Here is a 15,992-nt window from a genome sequence, read left to right as displayed (position 1 = left end):
CATTGGGTTGATAGGCCAGAAATGGAAGCACAGTAATGTGTTATCGAGTTGACTGGTACTAATAGGCCGAGGACTTGCCCACAAAGATGTTACGCATCCACTCTACAGCTCTGAAACACCACACACCGTATTGACACAGGTGGTCGGTGCGGGAGTGTTTCACAGTGTTTCGGTGGTTATAGCGTCAGGGAAACGCCCGGTCCCATTCCGAACCCGGAAGCTAAGCCTGACAGCGCCGATGGTACTGCAACCGAAGGGTTGTGGGAGAGTAGGACACCGCCGGACTAACTTCAGGACAGGGTCCTGACCAGGGTCGAGAACCTCTGACAGGTTCTCCCCGGTCAGGGCCCTGCCTCTTTTCATGTCCAAGGACGGACTACAGTGGTCCGTTGGCGCGCCCAGTGGGTGTCGCCGGTATCGAAAACTTTTCCATAGTGGCAGGAGGCCAAGTGTCCGAGTTCGGTCGACGTGACTCAGATGATGGCGCGTCCGGCCGGTCGGGCCGCCGGGACGAGAGTCCCCGCGGAGGCCGGTCTGACGCGCAGCGAGGTGACCGGCGTGGTTCCGCCGGCGGCAGGCAGGACCGGGGCGGTCGCGACGGCGGCTACCAGGGCCGCCCGCGCCGTGACGACCACGGTGCCCGCGGTACGGGCAGCTACGCCGGCAAGCCCGCGCGCAGTGGCGATGGTCCCCGCGACCAGCGCTCCGGCGGCAGCAGGTTCGCCGGCCAGGGGCGTGACGACAACCGCCCGCGCTACAACAACGACGACCGTCGCGGCCCTGGTGCCGGCGACCGGTCCGGCAGCCGCGACAACGATCGTCGTGGCGGCTACCGCTCCGATGACCGGCGCGACAGCCGGGACAACCGCGGCAGTGACCGTGGCGGTTACCGCTCGGACAGCCGCGGTGGCGACAGCCGCGGCGGCGACCGTGGGGGCTACCGCGGCGGTGACAACCGTGGGGGTGACAACCGTGGGGGTGACAACCGTGGGGGCTACCGCGGCGGCAGCGACCGTGGAGGCTACCGCGGCAGCGACAACCGAGGTAGCGACAGTCGCGGCAGTGACAACCGGGGCAGTGACAACCGGGGCAGTGACAGTCGTGGTGGAGACCGCGGCGGGTACCGCTCGTCCGACAGCCGTCCCGAGCGTCGCTACGACAACCGCTCCGATAGCCGGTCCGACAATCGTTCGGACAGCCGTTCGGACAATCGTTCCGAAGGCCGGTACGAGAAGCGCTCCGACAGCCGCCCGGCCCGTTCCGGCTACGGCTCGGACAACCGCGGCCGGTCCGACGACCGCCCCTCCGGCAACCGCTACGAAGGACGTCCCCAGGGCAAGTCGTACGGCGACCGCGACAACCGGGGCGGCAGCGACGACCGTCGTCCGTCCTACCGCGATCATGACGACCGCGGTGGTTCGCGTACCGGTGGCTACAACAGCGACCGCCGTGACGACAAGCGCCCCTCCTCGGGAGACCGTCGCCCCAGCAGCGGTGGCTACGAGCGCAAGTCGTATGGCGACCGCGACAGCCGTCCCGACCGGAAGCCTTCCTCCGATCGCCCGGAGAAGCGCTACGACGACAAGCGTGGTGACTCCCGTGGCGGCGAAGGCCGGTTCGAGCGCAAGCGCGACGACCGTCCTCAGCGTGACCGTTCCGAGGGCCGCAAGGACTTCCGCGCCACGCCTCGCACCGACGACCGGCCGGTCGACGACGAGACCATGGCGCGTGAGCTGCTGTCGGCTCCGGAACTGCCCGAGGGCATCGAGTTCTCCGACCTCGACGAAGAGGTCCGCCGTGAACTCCGCACGCTGCCCAAGGCGCTCGCGGAAACCGTCGGCAAGCACCTCGTCGCCGCGGGCGGTCTGATCGACGAAGACCCGGAAGCCGCGATGGAGCACGCCAAGTACGCGAAGGCCAAGGCGTCGCGGGTCCCGATCGTCCGTGAGGCGCTCGGCCTGGTCGCCTACCACTCGGGACTCTGGTCCGAGGCGCTGTCCGAGCTGCGGGCCGTCCGCCGGATGACCCGATCCGACGAGCACATCGCGATCATCGCGGACGCCGAGCGCGCCATCGGCCGCCCGGAGCGGGCGCTCGACCTCGCGAAGGAGGTCGACAAGGAGCGTCTCGGCAAGGCGACCCAGATCGAACTCGCGATCGTCGCCGCCGGCGCGCGCCGTGACCTCGGCCAGCTGGACGCCGCCGTCGTCTCCCTGCAGGGCGACGACCTCAAGGCGGAGAAGCGCGACCCGTGGAGCGCCCGGCTGTTCTACGCCTACGCCGACAACCTCGCCGCCGCCGACCGCAAGGACGAAGCGGTCCGCTGGTTCCTGAACGCGGCAGAGGCCGACGAGGAGGACGAGACCGACGCCGCCGAGCGCGCCGCGGAGCTCACGAATGGCTGACGCCCTGTCGGCCGGGTACGACGCGGTCCTGTTCGACCTCGACGGCACGGTCTATCACGGCAGCAAAGTGGTCCCGGGCGCTCCGGAAGCTCTCCGGGCGCTTCGGGACCACGGCACCGCCGTCCGGTGGGTCACGAACAACGCCTCCAAGGCACCCGCGGAGGTCTCCGCGCATCTGGAGGCACTCGGACTCCCCGCCACCCCCGACGAGGTCCACACGAGCTCTCAGGCCGCCGCCGCCCTGCTGGGTGAGCGGTTGCCTCAGGGCGCCGTCGTGCTCGTCGTGGGCACGGAGTCCCTGGCCGCCCAGATCGAGTCGGTGGGGCTGCGCACCGTGCGGGAAGCCGGTCCGGACGTGGCCGCGGTGGTGCAGGGACACTCTCCGGAGAACACCTGGGCCGCTCTCGCGGAGGCGTGTCTCGCCATCCGCGCGGGCGCGCTGTGGGTGGCGACCAACGTCGACGCGACCCTGCCGACCGAACGCGGTCTGTTGCCGGGCAACGGGTCGATGGTCGCCGCTCTGCGCCACGCCACCGGCGCCGACCCGCTGGTGGCGGGCAAACCGGCACCGCTGCTGTTCACGACGGCGGCGAAGGACGCCGGCGCGGACCGTGCCCTGGTCGTCGGTGACCGGCTGGACACCGACATCGAAGGTGCGGTCGCGGCCGGGATCGACGCGCTCTGCGTCCTCACCGGTGTCGCCGACGCGGCGTCCCTGCTCAAGGCGAGGCTCGAGGAGCGTCCGCGCTACCTCGCGCACGACCTGACCGGTCTGAGTGACCGTGCGGATCTGCTCGAGGTCGGGCCGAAGGACGGCTGGCGCGTCACCGCACAGGGTGACGTGCTCGAGGCCGAGGGTGAAGGCGACTCCCTGGACCTGTTGCGCGCGTTGTGCGCGGTGGCCTGGGAGTCGGGGATCACCGAGGTCCGTGGTGTGGGCGACACCGCCCGCGCCGCGCTCGGCGAGCTGCGCCTCGCCTGACCAGCGCTGCTAACTTGGTGGGGTGCAAGACCACTTCCAGCCCGTTCCGCGGCCTCCGGTGCCCGGCCCGCCGCCGGTACAGGCCGACCAGTTTTCTCAGCAGGACACGGACCCCCGTGCCGGGGTCGACGAGGCCGTCGCCGGTCTCGACGACCTCGCTTCGCTCCCGCTCTCGGAGCACGTCGAACGCTTCGAAGCCGTGCACACCGAGCTGACGGTGGCGCTGTCCACCATCGACAAGGTCTGACCGCGTGCCCAAACGCGCCCGCCTGGACGCGGAGCTCGTCCGGCGGGGTCTGGCCCGCTCCCGCGAGCAGGCGTCCGCGCTGATCGCCGAGGGCAAGGTCAGCGTGCGCGGGATGGTGGCCACCAAACCCGCGACCGGCGTCGAGTCCGGTGCGCCGATCGTGGTGCGCGACGAAGACGATCCCGGCTGGGCCTCGCGCGGCGCGCACAAATTGCTCGGTGCGCTCGAAGCCTTCACTCCGCAAGGTCTTTCCACCGAAGGAAAGCGCTGCCTCGACGCGGGCGCCTCGACCGGTGGCTTCACGGACGTCCTGCTGCGCAACGGCGCCACCACGGTGATCGCCGCCGACGTCGGCCGCGGCCTGCTGGACTGGCGCCTGCGCACCGACGACCGCGTGGTCGTCCTCGACAAGACGAACGTTCGCAACCTGACCCCGGAGGACCTCGGCGGACAGGTCGATCTCGTGGTCGGGGACCTCTCGTTCATCTCGCTCAAACTCGTCCTGCCCGCGCTGGCCGCCTGCGCGCGGGACGGCGCCGATCTGGTGCCGATGGTGAAACCACAGTTCGAGGTCGGCAAGGACCGGCTCGGCAGCGGTGGCGTCGTCCGTGATCCGGACCTACGGGCCGAATCGGTGCTCGGCGTGCTCGCCGAGGCCGAGAAGCTGGACCTGAACCTGCGTGGCGTCGTGGCGAGCCCGCTTCCCGGGCCTTCCGGGAACGTCGAATATTTCGTCTGGCTTACCCGCGGTGCGGGGGAGACCGTCGGCACCGACGCCGAACGGCTCGTCCGGACCGCAGTCCTGGAGGGACCCCAATGAGCGATCGCGAGGTGCTGCTCGTCGTGCACCCGGACCGGGACGCGACCCGGGACGCGGCACGCGAGGTTTCGGCCCGTTTCGCCAAGGCCGGTGTGCGGCTGCGGGTCCTCGACGAGGACGTCCGGGAGATGCTGGAGGCGGACGGCGGGATCGGTGCGCCCTGCACGGTCATGGCCCCGGAGCAGGACCCGGCCGCCGGGACCGAGCTGGTGTTCGTGCTCGGCGGCGACGGCACGCTGCTGCGGGCCGCCGAACTTGCCAGGCCGAACGGTGTCCCGGTGCTCGGCGTGAACCTCGGCCGGGTCGGGTTCCTGGCCGAGGCCGATTCCGACAAGCTGGCCGACACCGTCCAGCGCGCCGTCGACGGCGACTACCAGGTCGAAGAGCGGATGACCGTCGACGTGGTGGTCACCGTCGACGGTGAGGAGACCGTCCACACCTGGGCGCTCAACGAGGCGAGCGTCGAGAAGAGCTCGCGGGAGCGGGTGCTGGACGCACTCATCGAGGTCGACGGCAGGCCCGTATCGTCCTTCGGCTGCGACGGTGTCCTATGTGCCACTCCGACCGGCTCGACGGCGTACGCGTTCTCCGCGGGCGGGCCGATCATCTGGCCGGACGTCCAGGCGCTGCTGGTGGTGCCGAGCAACGCGCACGCGATGTTCTCCCGGCCGCTGGTCGTCTCCCGTGACTCGGAGATCACCGTCGCCATCGATCCGGACGGCTCTCCGGCCGTCCTGACCTGCGACGGATCGCGGACCTTCGATCTTCCCGCCGGTGCGGCCGTGCGGGTCACCTGCGGCAAGGTGCCGGTGCGCCTGATCCGGCTGTGGGAAGGCCCGTTCACCGACCGGCTGGTGCACAAGTTCTCGTTGCCGATCAAGGGCTGGCGGGAGCGGCACGCCCGCTGACCAGTGTTATGAACGGTCCGTTCATAACAGAATTTGTTATGAACGGTCCGTTCATAACGTGGCGGGTGCAGTAACCGTCGGGGTGGGCCGCTACGGTGGGCGTCGTGCTGGCCGAGATGCGCATCCAGGGCCTCGGAGTCATCGAGGACGCCCTGCTGGAACTGCACGCGGGCTTCACCGTGGTCACGGGTGAGACGGGTGCGGGCAAGACGATGGTCGTCAGCGGGTTGCACCTGCTCTCCGGCGGCCGAGCCGAAGTGTCGAAGGTGCGAACGGGAATGCTGAAGGCCTTCGTGGAAGGCCGATTCGAGCTGGGCGGCGCCGAGGGCGCCACCCGGATCGTCACCGACGCCGGGGCGGAGGTCGACGAGGACGGCAGCGTCATCGCGCTGCGCGCGGTCTCGGTCGACGGCCGGTCACGGGCCCACCTCGGTGGCCGTTCGGTGCCGGTCGGTGTGCTGGCCGACCTGTCCGAGCAGTTGATCGCGGTGCACGGGCAGAACGATCAGCTGCGCCTGCTGCGGCCCGCCGAGCAGCGCGCGGTGATCGACCGGTTCGCCGGCGAGGCCGTCACCGAACCGCTGGAGCAGTACCGCGCCGTGCGGGATGAATGGCTCGCCGTCGTCGCCGAACTGACCGAGCGGTCCACTCGCTCTCGTGAGATGGCCCAGCAGGCCGACCTGCTGCGGCACGGTCTCGCCGAGATCGACGCCGTCGCGCCGGAACCCGGCGAGGACACCGAACTCACCGAGCAGATCAAGCGGCTCGCCGCCGTCGACGAACTGCGCGCCGCGTCGAGTGCGGCGCACGCCGCCGTCGCCGGTTCGGCCGACGGGGATCCGGACGCGCCCGGCGCGCTGGGGCTGATCGGGGAGGCGACACGCCACCTGAACGGTTCCGAGGACGCCGTGCTGCGTGAACTCGGGCCCCGGCTGGACGAAGCCTCGGTGCTGTTGTCCGAAGTGGGCACCGAACTGGGCAGCTACCTCGAAACGCTCGACGCCGACCCCGCGCTGCTGGAGAAGGTGCTCGCGCGCCAGTCCGACTTGAAGCGGCTCACACGCAAGTACGCGGCCGATGTGGACGGTGTGCTCGCCTGGGCCGACGACGCCCGCCGCCGGATGTCCACGATGGACACCTCCGAAGAGGCACTGGCCGAACTGGCTTCCCGTCGGGACAAACTCGCGGTGACGCTCGCCGAACACGCGCTCCGCCTGTCGGAGGCACGGGTCGAGGCCGCCGCCGAGCTGGCCGAGGCGATCACCTCGGAGATGTCCGGGCTCGCCATGGGGCAGGCGGAGATCGAGATCACCGTCGAGCGGCGCACCGTGGACGAGAGCGACGCGCACGCGGTGCAGGTCGAAGGCAGGCTCGTGCATGCCGGACCCGACGGCGTCGACGACGTCGAACTGCTGCTGCGCGCGCACAACGGCGCACCACCGCTGCCGGTGCACAAGGCCGCTTCCGGCGGTGAGCTTTCCCGCGTGATGCTGGCGATCGAGGTCGTCCTCGCACACGCCGACACCGTGCAGACACTGGTGTTCGACGAGGTCGACGCCGGGGTCGGCGGCCGCGCCGCGGTCGAGATCGGCAGGCGGCTGGCGCGGCTGGCGCGCAGTCACCAGGTCCTGGTGGTCACGCACCTGCCGCAGGTGGCCGCGTTCGCCGATCAGCATCTGGTGGTGGACAAGGGCACCAGCGGCGGGGTGACCCGCAGTGGCGTACGCGTGCTCGAACAATCCGAGCGCGTCGTCGAACTCGCGCGGATGCTCGCCGGAATGGAAAGCACCGAGACCGGCCGGGCGCACGCGGAGGAATTGCTCGCCGTCGCCGAGGCCGACAAGAGCGCGCCGGACAAGCCCAAGACCCGTCGCGGCGGAAAGCGCAAGAAGGCGAAATAGTGCGGGGCCTTAGTCCGCTCGCGGCCTGCCACGTGGACCTGGGCACCTCAGGTGTGCAATGAAGGGGCCTTTCATAGCAAAATTTGCTATGAAAGGCCCCTTCATTGCAGCCGGACAGCCCCGACGACCCCCTGCACCGGCTGCCCGCAGCCGCCTGCGAGCGCAGGCGGAATAACGCTCCGAAACCGGGTCAACCCCTTCGTGGGACAACCGGCGTAGCGCGACCGGGTGTGGGTTAATCGGCGTGGTTTCTTCGGCGTGGCGGACGCGGAAGGCCGCGCGGATTTGTCACTATCGGTCGCATGAAGCTCACCGGCTTGCTCACGCGTAACCAAGAGACCCTCCCCGGGATCACCGGCGTCGCCAGGGTCGACAGGCGTACGCGTGAGCTTCTCCGCCGGCTGAGCCCTGGCGACATCGTCGTCCTCGACCAGCTCGATCTCGACCGGTCGACGGCCGATGCCTTGGTGGAGGCCGAAGTCGCGGCGGTGGTGAACGCTTCGCCGTCGATCTCCGGCCGGTTCCCCAACCTTGGCCCGGAGATCCTGCTCGAGGCCGGGATCCCGCTGGTCGATTCGGTCGGCGGTGAACTGCTGCGCAAGGTGAAGGACGGCACCAAACTCCGCCTGCACGAGGGCGTCGTCTATCTCGGTGAGCGGCAGCTCGGGTCGGGGGTCCAGCAGACGCGCGAAAGCGTCGCGGACCTGATGATCGAGGCCAAGGCCGGGATGTCCACCCAGCTGGAGGCGTTCTCCGCGAACACGATCGAGTTCCTCCGCCGGGAACGCAGCCTCATTCTCGACGGCGTCGGTGTACCGGAGATCCGGGTTCCGTTGAAGGACCGGCATGCTCTCGTGGTCGCGGGTGGCAACGGGCACGCCGAAGACCTCAAGAAGCTGAAGAAGTACATTTCCGAGCACCGGCCGGTGCTGATCGGTGTCGACGCCGGGGCCGACACCCTGCGTGCGCAGGGCTACCAGCCGGACGTCATCGTCGGCGACCCGCATGGGATCGGCGCGGAAACGTTGCGCAGTGGCGGCGAGGTCGTGGTCCCGGCGCAGCCGGACGGCCACGCGCCGGGCGTCGAGCGGATCCAGGACCTCGGGATCGGCGCGGTCACCTTCCCCGCCACGGGTAACGCCGAGGACCTGGCGCTGCTGCTGGCCGACGCGCATGAAGCCAGCCTCGTGGTCACCGTCGGTTTCCAGGCGACGCTGCGGGAATTCCTCGACCACGGCCGGTCCGGGTCGAACCCGTCGACGTTCCTCACCAGGCTCAAGCTCGGCACGAAATTGGTCGACGGCAAGGCGGTCGCGACCCTGCACCGCAGCCGGGTGTCGATCGGCGCCATCGTCCTGCTGGTACTGGCGACCTTGGTGGCCGTCGCGGCCGCGCTGCTCGTCTCGGACGTGGGTTCGGTCTATCTCGACTGGATCCGCGACACCTGGAACTCGTTCATCGCCTGGGGCAAGGGACTTTTCACGTGATTTCACTGCGGTACCACATTGTTTCCATCGCCGCCTGTTTCCTGGCGCTCGCCATCGGGGTCGTGCTCGGATCCACGGCGCTGAACGGTTCGCTGCTGTCCGGTCTCGCCGGGCAGAAGGAGGACTTGGGTTCCCAGGTCGCGGATCTCGAGGCGCAGCGCAATTCGCTGAACGCCCGGCTCGGTGACGCGGACGCGTTCGCCGGGGCGATGGGGCCGAAGGTCGTCGCCGGTCAGCTGGACAAGCGTTCGGTGGTGCTGGTGACCACAGAGGACGCGAAGCCCGCGGACCGCGACGCGCTCAAGCAGCTCGTCGGGCAGGCCGGTGCCGCCGTCACCGGCGAGATCCAGCTGACCGAGGCGTTCTCCGACCCGATGCGGTCCGATCAGCTGCGTGACGTCGTGACCCGCTTGCAGCCCGCCGGTGTCCAGTTCCCGACCGCGGGCGATCCCGGAACTCTCGCCGGTGCCCTGCTCGGCTCCGTGGCGTTGCTGAACAAGGACAACGCGCAGCCGCAGTCCACGCCGGTGGAACTCGCGGCCGCGCTCGGCGGCCTCACCGACGGCGGTTTCCTCAAGGCCGGCCAGGACGTCAAGCCCGCGCAGCTCGCGATCGTGCTCACCGGCTCCAAGTACACCGGTGACGGCGCCGGTGACCGTGCTTCGACCGTCGCGCGGTTCGCCGCGCAGCTCGACCGCTCCGGCGCGGGCACGGTTCTGGCCGGTGACGCGGGATCCGCCGACGGCACCGGCGCGATCGGTGTCGTCCGCGCCGACACTTCGGCGACCTCGATCTTGTCCACTGTGGACAACGCGGAGACCTCGGCGGGCCGGGTCACCACGATCATGGCGCTGCGGGAGCAGCTCGAAGGCGGGGCCGGCCGCTACGGCATCGCGGGCAACGCCCAGGCTCCCGCGCCCGGTATCGCCGCCGAAGGCAACTGACCCCTTCGCAATTCGGCACCTACTTGCGGTACTTGCCGCGTGCGGGCATCGCAATCAGGTGCCGAATTGCGTGGGCCAGAGTGCGATCGAGGCCCGTCATCCCGGTATAGCCGAGGACGAGCACTTCCGCGCCCGCGTCCCGGGCGCGCCGACCGGCGGTCAGTTCGAGGACGCCGAGCCCGGCACCGGACCGGGTATCTGGGGCGGCGGTCATGCGGGTCTCCGGATCGACGGGTGACGACAAACGCTGGGTCGATTTGGTATCCCAAATACCATCCCGCGGTGGCTCGTCGCCAAGGTTTCTGCCGATAAACTCGGGTTACAAGCTGTTACGGCTGCGTTGAGGGGAGATCCGGTGGCCGAGGAAGGACCGCGCCAGCCGCTGGCCGCGACCCGGCAACGGGTCCGGGGCGAGCTGCGTGAACGGATCCTCACCGGGCGGTTGAAGCCGGGAGACCGGCTCGTCGAACGTGAGCTCGCCGAGGACCTCGGTGTCTCACGGGTTCCGGTGCGCGAGGCCATCCGCAGCCTGGAGGCCGAAGGTTTCCTCACCGTCCAGTCGCCTCGGCGCATCGTCGTGCGGCAGCTGGCGAGGGCCGACGTCGAGGAGCTGTTCGACGTCCGGGAAGCCCTGGAAGGCCTCGCCGCGGGGCTGGCCGCCGAGAGGGCGGACAAACCGGGACTCCGTGCGCTCGAACGCCTGCTCGCGGAAGCCGCGCGTGCCACCGAAAACGGCGATCCGGCCCGGATCACCCTGCTCAACACCCGCTTCCACGACGAGATCGTCGCGCTGGCGGGCAACGGGCTCCTGCACGAGATCCTCCGCCCGCTCGAGGGCAGGCTGCGCTGGCTCACCAGCCAGAACGAGCACTGGGGCGAGCTGCTCGACGAGCACCGTCGCCTCTACGACGCGATCGCTTCGGGCGACGCGGACCACGCGCGGACCCACGCCGTCGAACATGTGCGGGTGAACCGGGAGGTCACGCTGAAGGCGCTGTTCCCCGAAGATGACGGAGAACGCTCCGCCGGGTGAACCGGACATGTCAGACTCGCGACATGATCACCGACGAACAACGGGCCGCCCGCACCGCGCGGGCGGTGGCCGCCGCGGTCGCCGCGGGACGAGACCTCGGCATCACCGTCACCGAACCCGAGGTCCTCTACGACGTTTTCTCCGTCATCGTGCGGCTGGCGCCTTCGCCCGTGGTCGTGCGCGTGCCGACCGTGCTGCCGCGCACGACCACCCTGGAGACACAACTGGCCGACCAGCGGCGCGAACTCGCCGTCGCGAGCTGGCTCGCCGGGCAGGGGCTCCCGGTCGTCGCGCCAAGTCCGCTCGTGCCGGCGGAACCCGTGCAGCGCGACGGTTTCTCGATGACGTTCTGGGAGTACATCGAGTTCGTCGAGGACGCGAACCTCAGTGTGGAGCACTCGGCCAAGCTCGTGGCGAAGCTGCACGCGGCGCTCCGTGAATACCCGGGTGAGCTGGAGTTTCTGAACGGACTCGATCCGTTCATCCCCGACGCTCTCGCCCAGCTCGAAGACCGGCCGGATCTGCTCGCCCCCGCCGACCTCGACCGCGCCCGTCGCGAATGGGACGTGTTCCGGCCGATGCTCGAATCGGAGGAGGCGTTCGCCGAGGCCTTCCCCGGTGTCACCGTCCAGCCGATCCACGGCGACTCGCCGGGCTACAACCTGATCGTCACCACCGAAGGCGACCTTTACGCCGACTTCGAACTCGTCAACCGCGGCCCGATCGAGCGCGACCTCACCTTCAACGGCCCCGAGGGCATCGAGGCGTACAACGCCGCCGCCGAAGAAGCAGGGCTGCGCAAGGTCGACGACGGCGTATTGCGGACGCTGGAGGCGGTGGGCCTGTTGCAGGTGGTCGCCTGTCTGGCGATGGCACCGGAGCTGCCGATGCTCGTCGACGGCCTCAAGCCGATGATCGACCAGTGGCGCGAGACGCCGTTCCCCGGTTAGCCGAGCATCGCGGTCCAGGCTTCGGCGAATCCGGGGTAGGTCTTCCCGACCGTCCCCGGGTTCTCCACCTCGACACCTTCGACCTTCAGCCCCAGCACCGCGGCCGCCATCACGAGCCGGTGGTCGTCGTAGGTGTGGAACTTGCCACCGTGCAGCGGCGCCGGTGTGATCCGCAGCCCGTCCTCGGTCTCGCGGACGTCGGCGCCGAGCGACGACAGTTCGGTGGCGAGCGCGGTCAGCCGGTCGGTCTCGTGGCCGCGCAGATGCGCCACCCCGGAGATGACCGACGGGCCTTCGGCGGAGCACAGCAGCGCGGCGATCACCGGGGTGAGTTCGCCGACCTCGTGCAGGTCCAGTTCGACGCCGGGGATCGTGCCGCCGCCGGTGACCGTCAGGCCGCCCGCGTCGAGTTCGGCGGTGCCGCCGAGGACGGGCACCAGGCTGCGGAGCCAGTCTCCCGGCTGGGTCGTCTGCTGAGGCCAGCCCGCGATCCGCACCATGCCGCCGGTCGCGAGCGCCGCGGCGACGAACGGGGCGGCCGTCGAGAGATCCGGCTCGACGATGTACTCGGGGCAGGAAAGCCGTGTCGGGGCGACGTGGAATTCGGCGCCCTCACGGTCCACAGTGGCGCCGAAGCGGCGCAGCATCTCCACGGTCATCGCGATATGCGGTTCGCTGGGCACCGCGCCGCCGACCAGGCGCACGGTGACGCCCTGCTGGAACGACGGTCCCGCGAGCAACAGCGCGGACAGGAACTGGCTCGACGCCGAGGCGTCCAGATCGACCTTGCCGCCCCGCAAGCCGCCTTCGCCGTGGACGGTGAACGGCACCGCGTCGCGGCGGTCGTCGTCGATGCGGGCGCCGAGGCCGCGCAGCGCCTTCAGCAGCGGCCCGATGGGACGGCGCCGGAGGGCCTCGTCCCCGTCGAACAGTGCCGGGCCGGTGCCCAGCGCGGCGAGCGCGGGGGTGAAGCGGGCGACCGTGCCCGCGTTGCCGAGTTCCACCCGGACGGTCTCATCGGGATGGACACGGCCGGGGCCGAGCGGATGCACGAGATAGCCGCCGATGCTGCCCTGCGAGTGGGCGCCCAGCGCGTAGATCGCGCCGAGCATCAACCGCGCGTCCCGCGAGTCGAGCGGGGCCCGCACCCGCGTCGGCGCGCTGGCGAGCGCGGCGAGGACATAGGCCCGGTTGGTGATCGACTTCGAGCCGGGGACGCGGATGTCCGCGTCGAGCGGGCCTTCCGCGACCGGTGCGGTCCAGGTGTCGTGCGCGTCTGTCACGCCGCGAGGGTAGCGGTTTTCCACTCCATCGGACGCTTGCGGCGTGGCCGGTGAGCGCTTCGGCGGGCGTGGGATAAGGTGGAAGCCCGTGGGACTTCAGTCGCGGGCTACCAAGTATGTCTTTGTCACCGGAGGCGTTGCCTCCTCTCTGGGTAAGGGACTCACGGCTTCCAGCCTGGGTCAGCTCCTTACCGCACGTGGGCTCCGGGTCACGATGCAGAAGCTGGATCCGTACCTCAACGTCGATCCAGGCACGATGAACCCGTTCCAGCACGGTGAGGTGTTCGTCACCGACGACGGCGCCGAAACCGATCTGGACATCGGGCACTACGAGCGTTTTCTCGACCGGGCTCTCGACGGCAAGGCCAACGTCACCACCGGGCAGGTCTACTCCGAGGTCATCGCCAAGGAGCGCCGTGGTGAGTACCTCGGCGACACCGTGCAGGTCATCCCGCACATCACCGACGAGATCAAGTCCAGGATCACCGCCGCGGCGGGCGCGGACGAGGACGGGAACAGCCCGGACGTCGTGATCACCGAGGTCGGCGGCACCGTCGGCGACATCGAGTCGCTGCCGTTCCTGGAGGCCTGCCGTCAGGTCCGCCACGACGTCGGCCGTGATCAGTGCTTCTTCCTCCACGTCTCGCTGGTGCCGTACCTCGCACCGTCGGGCGAGTTGAAGACCAAGCCGACCCAGCACTCGGTCGCCGCGCTGCGCAACATCGGCATCCAGCCCGACGCGCTCGTCTGCCGCGCCGACCGGGAGCTGCCGGAGGACCTCAAGCGCAAGATCGGCCTGATGTGCGACGTCGACACCGAGGCCGTCATCGCCTGCCCCGACGCACCGTCGATCTACGACATCCCGAAGGTGCTGCACCGTGAGGCGCTCGACGCCTACGTGGTGCGCCGTCTCGGGCTGCCGTTCCGCGACGTCGACTGGACGGTGTGGGGCGATCTGCTCGACCGCGTCCACAACCCGTCGGAGACGGTGCGGGTCGCGCTCGTCGGCAAGTACATCGACCTGCCGGACGCCTACCTGTCGGTGACCGAGGCGCTGCGCGCGGGCGGGTTCGCCCACCGCGCCAAGGTCCAGATCTCCTGGGTCCCCTCGGACTCCTGCGAGACCCCGGCCGGTGCCGCGGCCGCGCTGTCCGATGTGGACGGTGTGCTGGTGCCGGGCGGATTCGGCGTGCGCGGCATCGAGGGCAAGGTCGGCGCCATCGCCTACGCCCGCACCCACGGGCTGCCGCTGCTGGGCCTGTGCCTCGGCTTGCAGTGCATGGTGATCGACGCGGCAAGGAACCTGGCCGGGATCAAGGACGCGAACTCGGCCGAGTTCGACGACGCGGGCGCGAACCCGGTCATCTCCACGATGGCCGACCAGCGCGACGTCGTCGCGGGCGAACGTGACATGGGCGGCACGATGCGGCTCGGCGCCTACATCGCCAAGCTCAAGCCGGGCTCGCAGGTCGCGAAGGCGTACGGCAGCACCGAGGTCTCCGAGCGGCACCGTCACCGCTACGAGGTCAACAACGCCTACCGCAAGCGCCTTTCCGAGGCCGGTCTGGTGTTCTCGGGCACGTCGCCCGACGACCACCTCGTCGAGTTCGTGGAGCTGCCCGCCGACAAGCACCCGTTCTTCGTCGGCACCCAGGCGCATCCGGAGCTCAAGAGCCGCCCGACCCGCCCGCACCCGCTGTTCAGCGCGTTCGTGAAGGCCGTCGTGGACCGCAAGGTCGCCGAGCGGCTCCCGGTCGAGCTGGCCGAGACCCCCGCGGCCACCCGGTGACCGAACCCGGCAAGCACGAGTTCACCGTGGCGTCCACAAGGGACGTCCACATCGGACGAGTCGTCGGGCTGCGGGTCGACGAGGTCGTGATGCCCGGTGGCGGCACCGCGCGCCGCGAGGTCGTCGAGCACCTCGGCGCGGTCGCCGTCGTCGCACTCGACGCGGAGGGTTCGGTCACGCTGATCCACCAGTACCGCCACCCCATCGGGCGGCGGCTGTGGGAACTGCCCGCCGGCCTGATCGACAAGGCGGGGGAGGACCCCGTCGGCGCGGCGAAACGCGAACTGGTCGAGGAGGTCGGGCTCAGCGCCGAGCGCTGGGAGACCCTCGTCGACGTCGCGGCGTCGCCAGGGTTCACCGACGAGGTCGTGCGCGTCTACCTCGCCAGGGAACTGTCCGAAGTGGACAGGGAGATCCTCGGCGAGGAGGAGGCCGACCTCGTCATGGCGAAGTTCCCGCTCGCCGAGGCGGTCCGGATGGCGCTGGCCGGTGAGCTGGTGAACGGGGCGACCGTCGGCGGTGTGCTGGCCGCGCACGCGGTGCTCACAGGCGCCGCTTCTTCGCGGCCGTCGGACGCGCCTTGGGAGGACCGGCCGACGAAGTTCGCTTCGCGCTCTCTCTAGGTCGCTTCGCGTGCTGCAATGAAGGACGCTTTCATAGCAAAATTTGCTATGAAAGCGTCCTTCATTGCAGCTTTTTCCTCCTGGGTGAGCGGCTCAGTCGTGGAGCAGGCGGCCCTGCGAGTCGGTGCCGCCGTTCACCAGCAGGACGATCCCGTCGACCATCGGCCAGACCGCGCCGATGCCGCAGGTGAACACCACGACCGCCAGCTGGGCGAGCGCGAGCCCGATGTGGCCGGTGTAGAACCGCCCGGTCCCGAACGGCAGCACGATCTGCAGCACCCCGGCGGCGACCTTCGACTTCGGCGAGGACGGCAGGATGGGGACCGGTTGCCGGTGGACGTGGACCGGCTGCGCGAATGGCGACGGCCCCAGGCACTTCGGCAGCGGCGCGGGCAGGTCCTGGAAGAGCGGCCGGAGTTCGCCGAGTGTCACGGCCTCGTACGCGGCGAGGACGCGGCCTTCGTATTCGTCCGGCGTCAGCCTTCCCTGGCTGTAGTGGTCGGCGAGTAGCCGCGCCGCCTCCTCGCGCTCGGCGGTGCCGACGCGCATCTCCTCCGAAGACATGGTCCCAAGGTATCCCGTTTCACACCTGCGACGCGGTACGCGCGGCGAACCCCCGA

At 69.9% G+C, this 15,992-nt stretch carries 14 protein-coding genes, 1 rRNA gene and 1 pseudogene; 13 read left to right on the top strand and 3 right to left on the bottom strand.

From position 1 onward, the window contains the following. The first annotated feature begins 168 nt into the window (after window positions 1-168). The 9 genes from rrf (at window position 169) to ACLARN_RS31480 (ending at window position 9,694) form a co-directional block, all read left to right on the top strand. Window positions 169-285 (top strand): 5S ribosomal RNA (rrf, locus tag ACLARN_RS31520). Window positions 286-449: 164 nt separating this feature from the next. Continuing rightward, window positions 450-2,405 carry a hypothetical protein gene (locus ACLARN_RS31515; protein ID WP_409495107.1) on the top strand — a complete coding sequence of 652 codons (1,956 nt, stop codon included), beginning with the start codon at window positions 450-452 and terminating at the stop codon, window positions 2,403-2,405. Further along, the gene (locus tag ACLARN_RS31510; protein ID WP_409495106.1) at window positions 2,398-3,387 is read left to right on the top strand and encodes an HAD-IIA family hydrolase; all 990 of its coding nucleotides are present in this window, start codon (window positions 2,398-2,400) and stop codon (window positions 3,385-3,387) included. The genes ACLARN_RS31515 and ACLARN_RS31510 overlap by 8 nt, the downstream gene beginning before the upstream one ends. Before the next feature lie 58 nt (window positions 3,388-3,445). After that, complete coding sequence (locus ACLARN_RS31505; RefSeq protein ID WP_409495117.1) at window positions 3,446-3,634, top strand: hypothetical protein; 189 nt, start codon at window positions 3,446-3,448, stop codon at window positions 3,632-3,634. A 4-nt stretch (window positions 3,635-3,638) separates the two neighbouring features. Further along, the gene (locus tag ACLARN_RS31500) at window positions 3,639-4,454 is read left to right on the top strand and encodes a TlyA family RNA methyltransferase (protein ID WP_409495105.1); all 816 of its coding nucleotides are present in this window, start codon (window positions 3,639-3,641) and stop codon (window positions 4,452-4,454) included. Next, window positions 4,451-5,362, top strand: a complete 912-nt coding sequence (locus ACLARN_RS31495) for an NAD kinase (RefSeq protein ID WP_076168003.1) — start codon at window positions 4,451-4,453, stop codon at window positions 5,360-5,362. The genes ACLARN_RS31500 and ACLARN_RS31495 overlap by 4 nt, the downstream gene beginning before the upstream one ends. Before the next feature lie 104 nt (window positions 5,363-5,466). Beyond that, window positions 5,467-7,263 (top strand): DNA repair protein RecN, encoded by a 1,797-nt coding sequence (gene recN / locus ACLARN_RS31490; RefSeq protein ID WP_409495104.1) that lies wholly within the window; start codon window positions 5,467-5,469, stop codon window positions 7,261-7,263. Window positions 7,264-7,565: 302 nt separating this feature from the next. Next, window positions 7,566-8,750 carry a putative cytokinetic ring protein SteA gene (steA, locus tag ACLARN_RS31485; protein WP_409495103.1) on the top strand — a complete coding sequence of 395 codons (1,185 nt, stop codon included), beginning with the start codon at window positions 7,566-7,568 and terminating at the stop codon, window positions 8,748-8,750. Continuing rightward, a complete protein-coding gene (locus ACLARN_RS31480) occupies window positions 8,747-9,694 on the top strand; it encodes a copper transporter (RefSeq protein WP_409495102.1) in 948 nt (315 codons plus the stop codon). Before steA ends, ACLARN_RS31480 begins: the two co-directional genes overlap by 4 nt. A gap of 73 nt (window positions 9,695-9,767) precedes the next feature. Here ACLARN_RS31480 and ACLARN_RS31475 read toward each other — a convergent pair. Then, window positions 9,768-9,890, bottom strand: a pseudogene (locus tag ACLARN_RS31475) (Asp/Glu/hydantoin racemase); the annotation flags it as partial. Between the two features lie 159 nt (window positions 9,891-10,049). Between ACLARN_RS31475 and ACLARN_RS31470 the strand changes: the two are divergent. Together ACLARN_RS31470 and ACLARN_RS31465 are read left to right on the top strand one after the other, a co-directional pair. After that, window positions 10,050-10,727 carry a GntR family transcriptional regulator gene (locus tag ACLARN_RS31470; protein ID WP_409495101.1) on the top strand — a complete coding sequence of 226 codons (678 nt, stop codon included), beginning with the start codon at window positions 10,050-10,052 and terminating at the stop codon, window positions 10,725-10,727. Window positions 10,728-10,750: 23 nt separating this feature from the next. After that, entirely contained in the window at window positions 10,751-11,677 is a 927-nt protein-coding gene (locus tag ACLARN_RS31465) for an aminoglycoside phosphotransferase family protein (RefSeq protein WP_409495100.1), read from the top strand. Here the strand turns inward: ACLARN_RS31465 and aroA are convergent. Further along, complete coding sequence (gene aroA / locus ACLARN_RS31460; protein WP_409495099.1) at window positions 11,674-12,960, bottom strand: 3-phosphoshikimate 1-carboxyvinyltransferase; 1,287 nt, start codon at window positions 12,958-12,960, stop codon at window positions 11,674-11,676. The two genes, ACLARN_RS31465 and aroA, sit on opposite strands and share 4 nt — an antisense overlap. A gap of 88 nt (window positions 12,961-13,048) precedes the next feature. Here aroA and ACLARN_RS31455 point away from each other — a divergent pair, with 88 nt between their 5' ends. Both ACLARN_RS31455 and ACLARN_RS31450 read left to right on the top strand, forming a co-directional pair. Continuing rightward, window positions 13,049-14,749 carry a CTP synthase gene (locus ACLARN_RS31455; RefSeq protein WP_409495098.1) on the top strand — a complete coding sequence of 567 codons (1,701 nt, stop codon included), beginning with the start codon at window positions 13,049-13,051 and terminating at the stop codon, window positions 14,747-14,749. Further along, complete coding sequence (locus ACLARN_RS31450; protein WP_409495097.1) at window positions 14,746-15,372, top strand: NUDIX domain-containing protein; 627 nt, start codon at window positions 14,746-14,748, stop codon at window positions 15,370-15,372. The genes ACLARN_RS31455 and ACLARN_RS31450 overlap by 4 nt, the downstream gene beginning before the upstream one ends. A gap of 93 nt (window positions 15,373-15,465) precedes the next feature. On the opposite strand, the gene ACLARN_RS31445 is transcribed toward ACLARN_RS31450, so the two are convergent. Further along, on the bottom strand, window positions 15,466-15,936 hold the full coding sequence (locus ACLARN_RS31445) for a DUF1707 domain-containing protein (protein ID WP_409495096.1): 471 nt from the start codon (window positions 15,934-15,936) through the stop codon (window positions 15,466-15,468). Between the last annotated feature and the right edge of the window lie 56 nt (window positions 15,937-15,992).

It is taken from the genome of Amycolatopsis sp. cmx-11-12 (genome assembly GCF_046269425.1).
GTDB lineage: Bacteria > Actinomycetota > Actinomycetes > Mycobacteriales > Pseudonocardiaceae > Amycolatopsis.
This window is presented reverse-complemented; position numbering and strand designations above follow the sequence as displayed.

Excerpts from the sequence above, each read along its gene's own strand:
- ACLARN_RS31510 (WP_409495106.1), top strand. The coding sequence starts at position 2,398 with ATGGCTGACGCCCTGTCGGCCGGGTACGACGCGGTCCTGTTCGACCTC.
- ACLARN_RS31495 (WP_076168003.1), top strand. The coding sequence starts at position 4,451 with ATGAGCGATCGCGAGGTGCTGCTCGTCGTGCACCCGGACCGGGACGCG.
- steA (WP_409495103.1), top strand. The coding sequence starts at position 7,566 with ATGAAGCTCACCGGCTTGCTCACGCGTAACCAAGAGACCCTCCCCGGG.
- ACLARN_RS31465 (WP_409495100.1), top strand. The coding sequence starts at position 10,751 with ATGATCACCGACGAACAACGGGCCGCCCGCACCGCGCGGGCGGTGGCC.
- ACLARN_RS31445 (WP_409495096.1), bottom strand. The coding sequence starts at position 15,936 with ATGTCTTCGGAGGAGATGCGCGTCGGCACCGCCGAGCGCGAGGAGGCG.